Source organism: Flavobacterium sp. N502536, assembly GCF_025947345.1.
In the GTDB taxonomy this organism is placed as follows: domain Bacteria; phylum Bacteroidota; class Bacteroidia; order Flavobacteriales; family Flavobacteriaceae; genus Flavobacterium.
On the sequence record NZ_CP110011.1, the window covers coordinates 4,178,607 to 4,191,125 of the forward strand.

The window sequence follows — 12,519 nt, forward strand, 5'->3', positions numbered from 1 at the left end:
ATACTAGATCTTACCTTTTGTAATCTCTTCTACAATTTCAGGGTTCAATAGCGTTGACGTATCTCCAAAATTAGAAAGATCGCCTTCAGCTATTTTACGTAAAATTCTACGCATAATTTTTCCGGAACGTGTTTTTGGTAAACCGGAAACGAACTGAATTTTATCAAGTTTTGCAATTGGTCCGATGTGATCAGAAATATACTGATTGATCTCTTTACTAAGATTCGATCTGTCTCTAACTTCTCCTGTCTCCTTCAGAATTACAAAACCATATAGTGCATTTCCTTTGATATCGTGTGGGAATCCAACAATAGCAGATTCGGCTACAGCAGGATGCTCGTTGATCGCGTCTTCAATAGGAGCTGTTCCTAAATTATGACCGGATACAATCACAACATCATCTACTCTACCGGTGATTCGGTAGTAACCTACTTCGTCTCTTAAAGCACCGTCTCCTGTGAAATATTTTCCTGGGAAAGCAGAGAAATAAGTGTCTTTGTAACGTTGGTGATCTCCCCAAATGGTTCTGGCGATTCCAGGCCATGGAAATTTGATACACAAACTACCAACAACCTGATTTCCTTCGATTTCATTGCGTTTTTCGTCCATCAATACAGGCTGAATTCCAGGTAATGGCAAGGTTGCGTAGGTTGGTTTTGTTGGCGTTACAAATGCAATTGGCGAAATCATAATTCCACCCGTTTCCGTTTGCCACCAGGTATCGACCACCGGACATCTTTTGTCTCCAACGTGATCGTTGAACCAGTGCCAGGCTTCTTCGTTGATTGGTTCTCCAACGGATCCAATTACTTTAAGTGATTTTAGAGGATATTTTTGGATATAATCTAAACTTTCTTTGGCAAGCGAACGAATTGCTGTTGGTGCGGTATAAAATTGTGTGATTTTATGTTTTTCGATAATGTCCCAAAAACGACTGAAATCAGGATAAGATGGAACTCCTTCAAAAATTACGGTAGTTCCTCCATTTAATAAAGGTCCGTATAAAATATAAGAGTGTCCCGTAATCCATCCAATGTCAGCGGTACACCAGAAAATATCATTTTCTTCGTGATTGAAAACATTTTTGAAGGTATAGGCAGTATAAACCATATATCCGGCTGTGGTATGTACCATACCTTTTGGTTTACCTGTTGAACCAGAAGTGTACAGAATAAATAACGGATCCTCAGCGTCCATTATTTCAGCTACACTATTGTCCATTGCGCTATTCAATAAAGGTTGTAACCATTCGTCACGACCTTCTTTCATTTTAATTTGAGTATTGGTTCTTTTTACGACCAAAACTTTAGTAACTGACGGACAGGTATCTAATGCCTCATCAACAATACCTTTAAGGTCGATGGTTTTATTACCTCTATATCCTCCATCAGCTGTAATAACCATTTTACATTCGCAATCATTTATTCTGGCAGATACAGCTGAAGCTGAAAATCCTGCAAAAACAACTGAGTGAATGGCTCCAATTCTGGCGCAGGCCAATACTGCCACAGCCAGTTCAGGAATCATTGGTAAGTAAATACAAACTCTGTCTCCTTTACGAACACCCTGCTCACGCAAAACATTCGCCATTTTTGAAACTCTTTCGTATAGTTCATTATACGTTATATGTAAGGCACTTTCAGACGGATCGTTCGGTTCAAAAATGATAGCCGTTTTTTCTCCTCTTTTGCTTAAATGCCTGTCAATGCAATTTTTGGTAATGTTAACTTTTGCCTCCGTAAACCACTTTACTTCTGCATCCCCCATATTAAAGTCAACTACTTTTTCCCATTGTTGGTACCAGGTAAAATTTTCCTCAGCTATCTTTCCCCAAAATTTCCTGGGTTCCCTTATTGACTTATTGTAATGTTTAAAATATTGTTCTAAATTTTCAATTTTATAATAACTCATACGTTTTTGGAATTTTTTTATAAATGTATTAAATATCAGTCTATTCTTAAAATTATTTAATTCATAAATAATAGCAAAAAAAAACACATATAGAAAAAAATATCGCGTTTTAATGGCTATAATTTAAAAAATAGCTTTTTGAAGAAAAAAAGCATATTTGCGAAAAAGGCACGATAAATGAATACCATGCCTTTTCAATTTTAACAATTTCAATAACAATTAATTTTGTAATTCTGTACCAAAGTACACTGTCATATTTTGAAAATAGTAGCAGCTTTATTAATTAAAATGAAACTTTCAACAGGTATATTTAGTGCTAAATATACTCCCCTTCATTAGGGATTAGCTTCACTTAACTTACATGTGCTTACTCACAGAAGTTAAGTGAACGCAATTTGCATCTATATCCATTTTTCTTAATAAGTGCTTACTAATTCAAAATATTACATAGAACAGAGATACAGTGCAGATTCCACAAGCGAATATGTGGTAATTCCCAATTTATTATCCAATTTTTTTCATTGCCGTCATTGACTCTCTCAACCATGCCCCTACTTCTTCGATAGGATGTTGACGAACTTCTTTGTTTACAGCAATTAAGGTCGCATTGTCTACTCCATTTGTGGTAGAGAATGGTTTTCCTATTACATTTGTTTCAACAGTTTTCATGAACTCGGTCAATAACGGTTTGCAGGCATGATCAAATAAATAACAACCGTATTCTGCTGTGTCTGAAATCACGCGGTTCATTTCAAATAATTTTTTTCTTGCTATAGTGTTGGCAATTAAAGGTAATTCGTGTAATGATTCGTAATAAGCTGATTCTTCGATGATTCCTGCCTCTGTCATGGTTTCGAAAGCTAGTTCAACACCGGCTTTTACCATAGCGATCATCAAAACTCCGTTGTCAAAGTACTCCTGCTCTGAAATTGGCGCTTCCTGAGGAGCTGTTTTCTCAAAGTTAGTTTCACCAGTTGCAGCTCTCCATTTCAATAAGTTAACATCATCATTCGCCCAGTCGATCATCATGGTTCTGGAGAATTCACCCGAGATAATATCATCCTGGTGTTTCTGGAACAATGGTCTCATGATATCTTTTAATTCTTCAGCAATTTCGTAAGCTTCAATTTTTGCAGGATTCGAAAGACGGTCCATCATATTGGTGATACCACCATGTTTCAAAGCTTCTGTGATGGTTTCCCATCCGTATTGAATTAATTTTGAAGCATATGCTTTATCGATTCCTTTCTCCACCATTTTATCAAAACATAAAATAGAACCGGTTTGCAATAATCCGCAAAGGATGGTTTGCTCTCCCATTAGATCTGATTTTACTTCAGCAACAAATGACGATTTTAATACTCCTGCTTTATGACCTCCAGTGGCTACAGCGTAAGCTTTTGCCTGATCTAGACCAAAACCGTTTGGGTCATTCTCCGGGTGAACAGCGATAAGTGTTGGTACACCAAATCCTCTTTTGTATTCTTCACGAACCTCAGAACCCGGGCATTTTGGAGCGCACATAATTACAGTGATGTCTTTACGAATCTGCATTCCTTCTTCAACAATATTGAATCCGTGAGAATACGATAAAGTTGATCCGTTTTTCATTAAAGGCATAATGGCAGTAACTACAGCAGTGTGTTGTTTGTCTGGTGTTAAATTACAAACTAAGTCAGCAGTTGGAATTAATTCTTCATAAGTACCTACTTTAAATCCGTTTTCAGTAGCATTTTTATAAGATGCTCTTTTTTCAGCAATTGCATCTGCGCGCAATGCATATGAAATGTCTAAACCAGAATCTCTCATGTTTAAACCCTGATTCAAACCTTGTGCACCACAGCCCACAATGACAACTTTTTTTCCTGCTAATGCCGAAATTCCGTCTGCAAATTCTGATTGCTCCATAAATTCGCAAACTCCTAATTGTTCTAATTGTAATCTAAGTGGTAATGTGTTGAAATAATTTGCCATTTTTTTTAAAAATATTTAATGAATGTTGTAATTTAATAATTGGTTAATAGATCAGATAATACTATTTGAATGTTTCTAATAGTGTTGAAATTTCCATTTTTTCTTTTGAGACCGATATTCTGCCGGAACGTACAAACTGCATAATGCCGTAAGGTTTGAATTTTGCGTACAATTCTTCAATTTCAGAGCGTCTTCCCGATTTTGAAATCACGAAGAAGTCACGGGATACCGTAACAATTGTAGCCTGACTGTCTTTGATGATGTTTTGAATTTGTTTTTCATCAAATAACAGACTTGAAGCAATTTTAAACAAAGCATTTTCAAGATAAATGGTTTCTTCATCGGTATGATAAAACGCTTTTATAACTTCGATTTGTTTTTCAATTTGTCCTACGATATTTTGAACCCACTTCTCTGTTGTTTCCACTACGATAATGAATCGCGAAACACTGTCAATTTCTGATTCAGAAACGTTTAGACTTAATATGTTGATGTGACGCTTTAAGAATATTCCGGATATCCTGTTTAACAGCCCCACATTATTTTCTGAGTATACCGATATGGTAAATGTTCTGTTTTCCATTTGTTTTTTAGTTTATTTTGTTTCAGGTTTCATGTTACACGTTCTCAGGAGAACTTGAAACTTGAAACCTGAAACCTGAAACTTTTTTTTTAGCTTAATCTAATTTCAGAAACACATGCTCCTGTTGGAATCATTGGGAATACGTTGTTTTCTTTTTCTACCATAACTTCCAGGAAGTAAGAATCTTTTGAAGCCAGCATTTCTGCAACGGCAGCGTCTAAATCTTCTCTTTGTGTTACTTTTTTAGATTTAATATGATACCCTTCAGCAATAGCAACAAAATTTGGATTGATCATTTTTGTGGATGCATATCGGTTGTCAAAAAACAATTCCTGCCACTGACGTACCATTCCTAAAAATTCATTGTTTAAGATGACAATCTTTACGGGCACCTTAGTCTGAAAAATTGTTCCCAATTCCTGAATGTTCATTTGGAAACCGCCATCACCAATAATAGCCACTACTTCGCGATCTGGTTTTCCCATTTTAGCACCAATGGCCGCAGGTAAAGCAAATCCCATAGTTCCTAATCCTCCCGAAGTAATATTACTTTTGGTCGAATTAAATTTAGCATAACGACAGGCAAACATTTGGTGCTGTCCAACATCCGAAACGATAATAGCATCTCCTTTTGAGTGCTTGTTAATCATTTCTACGGTCTCCCCCATTGAGATTCCTTTATTATTGGTCGGGTTTAATTCTTCTTTAATGACAGTATCGTACTCGATTTGCTGTAGTTCTTTAAATTCGTTGTGCCATGAATCATGTGTTTTTGCTTCGAGTAAAGGCAATAAAGCGGTTAATGACTCTTTTACATCTCCAAGAACTGCGATTTCGGTTTTTACGTTTTTGTCAACTTCCGCAGGGTCAATTTCGAAGTGAATTACTTTTGCCTGTTTGGCATACGTATTTAGGTTTCCGGTAACACGGTCGTCAAAACGCATTCCAAGAGCGATTAAAACATCACATTCGTTTGTTAGTAAATTGGGTCCGTAGTTTCCGTGCATTCCTAACATTCCTACGTTTAAAGGGTGATCTGTTGGTAAAGCCGAAAGTCCTAAAATGGTCCAGGCAGCAGGGATTCCTGATTTTTCAAGTACAGCTTTAAATTCAGCTTCCGCCTGACCTAGTATGATTCCTTGACCAAAAACGATAAATGGTTTTTTGGCGCTATTGATTAAAGCGGCAGCTTCGGCAACTTTGTCTAATTTCAATTTTGGAACCGGTGTATAACTTCTGATTCCGGTGCATTTTTCATAACTAAAATCAAGTTTGTCAAACTGTGCATTTTTAGTAATGTCGATCAGTACAGGTCCCGGACGTCCGGAACGTGCAATGTAGAATGCTTTTGCAATTACTTCAGGAATCTCTGAAGCTTCGGTAACCTGATAATTCCATTTGGTAACCGGAGTCGAAATTCCGATGATATCGGTTTCCTGAAAAGCATCAGATCCTAACAAATGTTTCCCCACCTGGCCTGTAATACAAACCATTGGTGTCGAATCGATCTGCGCATCTGCGATCCCGGTAATCAAATTAGTGGCTCCCGGTCCTGAGGTTGCGATGGCTACCCCTACTTTTCCTGTCGCTCTGGCATATCCCTGAGCGGCATGTGTAGCACCTTGTTCATGGCGTACCAAAACGTGGTGCAGTTGATCCTGAAATTTATATAATTCATCGTAAACTGGCATGATTGCTCCTCCCGGATAACCATATAGCAAGTCTACTCCTTCTTCTAACAAACATCTTATAACGGCTTCAGCCCCTGATATTTTCATAGTATCTTTTTTTTCAAAAATCAATTTCAAGTTTCAATTTTAAAAATCCATGGCAAGTATCAAATCACAGTTGATCTGTTTCTACTTTTTGTTGCTTTTGATTTTTAGTATTGTCATTGCTATTGTAATTGAGATTGTTATTTTTTAATTTATTTATCGGTAACGCAACCTGTCGAAGCGCTTGAGACTGATCTGGCGTACTTTAGCAAAACTCCTTTGTTTACTTTTAAAGGAGGCTGAATCCAACTCTCTTTACGAGTGGCAAATTCTTCGTCAGATATTTTGAGGTTGATTGTATTTTTTACGGCATCAATAGCGATTAAATCACCATCTTTTACCAGTGCAATACCTCCACCATCATAAGCCTCTGGTGTAATGTGTCCTACCACAAAGCCATGTGAACCTCCAGAGAACCTGCCGTCAGTAATAAGAGCACAGCTGCTTCCTAATCCGGCTCCAATAATGGCCGATGTTGGTTTTAGCATCTCAGGCATCCCCGGACCACCTTTTGGTCCACAATACCTAATGACGACTACATTACCGGGTTTTATTTTTCCGGCTTCAAGACCAGGAATTACCTCAAACTCACCTTCAAAAACTACAGCCGGACCTTCAAAATATTCTCCTTCTTTTCCGCTGATTTTGGCTACAGCACCTTCAGAAGCAAGGTTTCCGTATAATACCTGAATGTTTCCGGTTGGTTTTAAAGCTTTTTGTATTTCATGAATTACTTGTTGTCCATCTTGTAAATCGGGTGTGGAAGCTAAGTTTTCAGCAACTGTTTTTCCGGTTACGGTTAAACAATCTCCATGAATAAGTCCAACTTTCAGTAAATATTTCATAACCGAAGGAATACCTCCTGCTTCATGAATATCTTCCATCATATATTTACCGCTTGGTTTCATGTCCGCAAGTACAGGAGTTCTGTCGTTAATGGCCTGAAAATCGTCTAGTGTAATTTCAATATCCACGGCATGTGCCATCGCAATTAAATGCATCACGGCATTTGTTGAACCTCCTAAAACGGCAACAATTGTAATGGCATTTTCAAAAGCCTTACGAGTCATAATGTCTCTCGGCTTAATATCTTTTTCCAATAATGTTTTAATGGCTTTACCTGCCGCAAGACATTCATCTCTTTTTTCCTGACTCAAAGCCGGATTTGAAGAACTGTAAGGCAAACTCATTCCTAAGGCTTCGATTGCCGAAGACATGGTATTGGCTGTATACATACCGCCGCAGGCACCAGCACCCGGGCAGGCATTTTGAATAACTCCTTTAAAATCTTCGGGAGTAATTTCATTTTTTACTTTTTTTCCTAAGGCTTCAAAAGCCGAAACAATATTGAGAGATTCTCCTTTCCATTTTCCGGAGTGGATTGATCCTCCGTACACCATAAGTGACGGGCGGTTTAATCTTCCCATTGCGATTAACGCTCCGGGCATATTTTTGTCACAACCGGGAATTGCGATGATACTATCGTACCATTGTGCTCCGGCAACGGTTTCGATAGAATCAGCAATTACATCACGGGAAACCAATGAGTAACGCATTCCTTCAGTACCGTTTGAAATACCGTCACTAACACCAATGGTATTAAAAATAAGTCCGACCAGATCTGCATCCCAAACACCTTTTTTAACATCTTTTGCTAAATCATTCAGGTGCATGTTGCAGGTGTTACCATCGTAACCCATGCTCACAATACCCACCTGTGCTTTTTTCAAATCTTCTTCAGTTAAACCAATACCGTACAACATGGCTTGCGCCGCAGGTTGTGTTTGATCTTGAGTGATGGTTTTGCTGTACTTATTTAATTCCATTATTGTGTTATTTGTTTTAATTTTTGTTCAAAAAAAAACCTTCCAGTATTTGGAAGGTTTGTAATATAGTTTTTCAATTATATTTATACCATTCCCCGTGCAGATGTGATAATCACATTTACAGTAATGACAGAAATAATAATAATTGAGTTTTGCACTTTCTTTTTTTTTAGTTTGACAAAAGTATGAAAACTTAAAGGACTAAAAAAACAAAATCTCAACATTTTACATACTTCTTGTTATTTATTCTAGTTTTTAACAGAAAACCTTAAACAATTGTCGATTGTCCGATATGAACGTTGTCATTATTAAAATATAGTAAATCGTCTTTGCTGAAGATAAAATTAGAAACAAACTCCCCTACTTCGTTTGTACCGAACTTTGAATCTGGTTTTAAATCAACCGTAACGACTTTAAATTCGATGGCTTTTTCAACGGCTTTATATATCATATTGGCTTCTTTAAACAGACCAAAATGTTCCAGCAACATGGCTGCTGATAAAATTGACGCAATCGGATTGGCAATATTTTTTCCTTTTGCCAGAGGATAGGAACCGTGAATAGGTTCAAAAAGGGCATTTTTTTCTCCTAAAGAGGCAGAGGCCAATAAACCGATAGATCCTGTTATGACGCTCGCTTCATCAGAAAGAATATCTCCAAAAAGGTTTTCCGTCAAAATCACGTCAAATTGCTTTGGATTTAAAATCAACTGCATGGCTGCATTATCGACAAACAAAAAGTCTAAAGCTACATCGGGATAATTTTGACCTACTTTTTGAACCACTTTTCTCCATAATCTGGAAGTTTCCAAAACGTTGGCTTTGTCTACCATGGTTAGTTTCTTGCGTCGGTTTTGTGCCGATTTGAAAGCTAAATGTGCTATTCGGGTAATTTCTTCTTCTGAATATTCACATAAGTCTGAAGCGTGTGTTCCTTCTTCGTTTAGAGTTTTTGCTCCAAAATAAGCTCCTCCTGTTAATTCTCTGAAAATAGTAAAATCAGCACCGTCGATAATTTCTCTTTTTAAGGGAGAAGCATCGATGAGAGATTTATAAGGTTTTATAGGTCGAATGTTGGCAAACAAACCCAATTCTTTACGCAGTTTTAATAATCCCTGCTCCGGACGAACCTTTGCCGACGGATTATTATCATATTTAGGATCTCCAATGGCTCCAAACAATACAGCATCTGTGTTTAAACAAAGGTTTAAAGTCTGTTCTGGCAGTGGATTTCCTGTTTTGTCGATGGCAATTGCTCCCATGAGCGCCTCTTCAAAAACAAATTCATGATTGTATACCTCACCAATAGCATATAAAGCTTTCTTGGCTTGTAAAATTACCTCTGGTCCAATTCCGTCTCCTGGTAAAACTGCTATTTTCAAATTCATAACGTCTCGTTCTTTATGTATTTAAATCCTTTTTTTTCTCTTTTTGTTCTATTCTCTTTATTCTATTGAACTAGTTTCTGATTAATTCTCCCTGAATTTTAGAAGCTTCAATGATTTGATGAATATCAGCATCGATTACTTCTTTTTTAATATCAGCGAATTTCAAAAATTCAATGTAAACCAAATCCAGTTGTACTTTTGTAAGTTCATAACCTACTTTTTTAGCACGGTAGGCCAATGCTGCTCTTCCGCTTCTGGCTGTCAGGATAATCGAAGATTCATTTACTCCGACATCAAGCGGATCCATGATTTCATAGGTTGCTCTGTTTTTGATTACACCATCCTGATGAATTCCTGAGCTGTGTGCAAAAGCATTTGCTCCAACAATAGCTTTATTAGGCTGTACAATCATTCCCATGCTTTCAGAAACCAAACGGCTCATTTCGTTCAGTTCTCTTGTGTTGATGTTGGTATCTAAGTTTAGGTACGGATGTTGTTTGAAAATCATTACTACTTCTTCAAGTGCTGTGTTTCCGGCTCTTTCTCCAATACCATTGATCGTACATTCTATTTGTCTTGCTCCGTTTATAGCTCCTGCGATCGAATTGGCAGTAGCCATTCCTAAATCGTTATGACAGTGGCAGGAAAGGGTCACATTTTCGATACCTTTTACGTTTTCTTTTAGGTATTTGATTTTTGCTCCGTATTCTTCCGGCAGGCAGTATCCTGTTGTATCGGGTATGTTTAATACGGTTGCTCCTGATTTGATGACTTCTTCGCAAACTTTTGCCAAGAAAGCATTATCGGTTCTTCCGGCATCTTCTGCATAAAATTCTACATCTTCTACATAGGATTTTGCATGAGCTACAGCAAATTTTGCTCTGGCAATAATATCTTCTCTGGTCGTATTTAGTTTATGGAGTATATGAGATTCAGATGTTCCGATTCCGGTGTGGATTCTAGGTTTCTTAGCATGCTTGAGGGCAGCTGCAGCAACATCAATGTCGTTTTTTACGGCTCTTGTTAGTCCGCAGACGGTTGCATTTTCTACAATTTTACAAATCTCAGAGACCGATAAAAAATCGCCGGGACTTGACACAGGAAAACCTGCTTCGATAATGTCAACTCCCATTTTATCAAGTCGTTCTGCGATAACTAATTTTTGTTTCGTATCTAACTTACATCCTGGAACCTGCTCACCATCGCGCAAAGTGGTGTCAAAAATTTGAACTTTCTCTCTATTCATATTCGTTTATTTAATGTAATTTCACATCTCGATAACAAATATATATTGTACTTTGCCGGCACCAAATTCATTTTACTGAAATTATACTGTTCATAAAACAATTTAAAGCAGGTTAATTAACTAAAAATCAATAAGTTATATTATTATATTTTACAATGGCTAACCATCAAAAAGATTTCTTATTTGTATTAATAAAATCACTTTCTAAATCCGAAAAAAGACAGTTTAAGATTTTTGCAAGCCGTTTAGAGACGAGTTCGAATACTAAATTCATCGAGTTATTTAACATCTTAGATAAATCTGAAACCTATGACGAAAAGCTCATTTTAAAGAGCGGAATCATCAAAAAAGTGCAGTTATCTAACTTGAAATCATACTTATACAAACAAATTTTAGTAAGTATACGTTTGAATATTCCGAGTCAGAATATTCGGTACCAGTTGCGGGAGCAAATAGATTTTGCCGTTATTTTATACAATAAGGGTTTGTACAAACAGAGTTTAAAAATTCTGGACAAAACAAAACTTCTGGCTCTTGAAAATGACGAGAAATATATGGCTTATGAGATTGTAGAGTTCGAAAAACTAATCGAATCACAATACATTACCCGAAGTATTCAGGGCCGTGCCGACGAATTGGTGATTCAGGCCAAAGAGCTGAATTATCGCAATACCATTTCGAGTAAATTATCCAATTTATCGTTGCAGTTGTATGGAATTATGCTAAAAACCGGCTATGTCAAAAGCGATGAAGAGTACAAATATATTGACGATTATTTCAACAAACATATTGCAAAATTAGACGAAAGTAAGTTTGGTTTTAGAGAAAAATACTGGTTTTACAATGCCAATCTTTGGAGAAGTTTTCTGGTTCAGGACTTCTTAGCGAGTTACAAATATGCTTATAAATGGGTGAGATTGTTTTATGACAATCCTAATATGATTTATTTGAATCCGGTTTTTTTCTTAAAAGGGAACCATTATTTCCTAGAGTCCTTATATATGCTGAAGTATCAGTCGAATTTCAGAAAGTATCTGACGCTTTTAGAAGAGACGATTGCAGATCCTAAGTTTCCGGTGAATGACAACATTGCCTCGCTGTCTTTTTTATATGTGTATAACAATAAATTAAACCTGCACATACTGGAAGGTACGTTTGCCGAAAGCGAATATTTGATTCCGGAGATTTTAGAAAGGATAAAACTTCACAGTGAGCATCTTGACGAGCATCACGAGATGTTGTTTTACTATAAAATTGCCTCTATCTATTTTGGAGTTGAAAAGTACAACGAGTGCATTAATTATTTAGATAAGATCATTAACAATAAGAATCTATCGATGCGTGAGGATTTGATGTGTTTTGCAAGACTTTTGTCATTGATCGCACATTATGAATTGGGCAAGGATTATTACCTCGAAAATCATTTAAAGAATACGTATAAGTTCTTATTGAAAATGAATGATTTACACGAAGTTCAGAAGGAGATTATCAAGTTCCTGAAGAACCTGAACAACTTCTACCCTGCCGATATTAAAAAAGAGTTCATCAAGATGCGTGCGCGTTTCATCGAACTCGAGAAAAATACGTATGAGAAACGAGCTTTCCTCTATCTGGATATTATTTCATGGCTGGAAAGTAAAATCGATAATAAAAAGATTGCTGATATTATTAAAGAAAAAGCAAAGCTGAATAGTCGATGATAATTAGGGAATTAGTCAATTAGATAATTGTTTTACACTCATTTTAAACTAACAAACCCGACAGGTTTCAAAAACCTGTCGGGTTTACTTTTTTTATTAGATACAAAAAATCCCAAA

The 12,519-nt window shown here is 36.7% G+C and carries 8 protein-coding genes; 1 reads left to right on the forward strand and 7 read right to left on the reverse strand.

Going from position 1 to position 12,519, the window contains the following annotated elements:
* Positions 1-3: 3 nt before the first annotated feature.
* From acs to OLM61_RS17705, 7 genes are all read right to left on the reverse strand, one after another.
* Positions 4-1,911 carry an acetate--CoA ligase gene (acs, locus tag OLM61_RS17675; protein ID WP_264523920.1) on the reverse strand — a complete coding sequence of 636 codons (1,908 nt, stop codon included), beginning with the start codon at positions 1,909-1,911 and terminating at the stop codon, positions 4-6.
* 504 nt (positions 1,912-2,415) lie between these two features.
* Positions 2,416-3,885, reverse strand: coding sequence for a ketol-acid reductoisomerase (ilvC, locus tag OLM61_RS17680; RefSeq protein ID WP_264523921.1), 1,470 nt, complete (start codon positions 3,883-3,885; stop codon positions 2,416-2,418).
* A 61-nt stretch (positions 3,886-3,946) separates the two neighbouring features.
* Complete coding sequence (gene ilvN, locus OLM61_RS17685) at positions 3,947-4,468, reverse strand: acetolactate synthase small subunit (RefSeq protein WP_264523922.1); 522 nt, start codon at positions 4,466-4,468, stop codon at positions 3,947-3,949.
* Between the two features lie 89 nt (positions 4,469-4,557).
* A complete protein-coding gene (gene ilvB / locus OLM61_RS17690; RefSeq protein ID WP_264523923.1) occupies positions 4,558-6,246 on the reverse strand; it encodes a biosynthetic-type acetolactate synthase large subunit in 1,689 nt (562 codons plus the stop codon).
* Positions 6,247-6,395: 149 nt separating this feature from the next.
* On the reverse strand, positions 6,396-8,069 hold the full coding sequence (gene ilvD / locus OLM61_RS17695) for a dihydroxy-acid dehydratase (protein WP_264523924.1): 1,674 nt from the start codon (positions 8,067-8,069) through the stop codon (positions 6,396-6,398).
* Positions 8,070-8,337: 268 nt separating this feature from the next.
* Entirely contained in the window at positions 8,338-9,456 is a 1,119-nt protein-coding gene (leuB, locus tag OLM61_RS17700) for a 3-isopropylmalate dehydrogenase (protein ID WP_264523925.1), read from the reverse strand.
* 70 nt (positions 9,457-9,526) lie between these two features.
* Positions 9,527-10,702 (reverse strand): 2-isopropylmalate synthase, encoded by a 1,176-nt coding sequence (locus OLM61_RS17705; protein ID WP_264523926.1) that lies wholly within the window; start codon positions 10,700-10,702, stop codon positions 9,527-9,529.
* Positions 10,703-10,857: 155 nt separating this feature from the next.
* Between OLM61_RS17705 and OLM61_RS17710 the strand changes: the two genes are divergently transcribed.
* Positions 10,858-12,402 carry a hypothetical protein gene (locus tag OLM61_RS17710; protein WP_264523927.1) on the forward strand — a complete coding sequence of 515 codons (1,545 nt, stop codon included), beginning with the start codon at positions 10,858-10,860 and terminating at the stop codon, positions 12,400-12,402.
* Positions 12,403-12,519 lie beyond the last annotated feature (117 nt).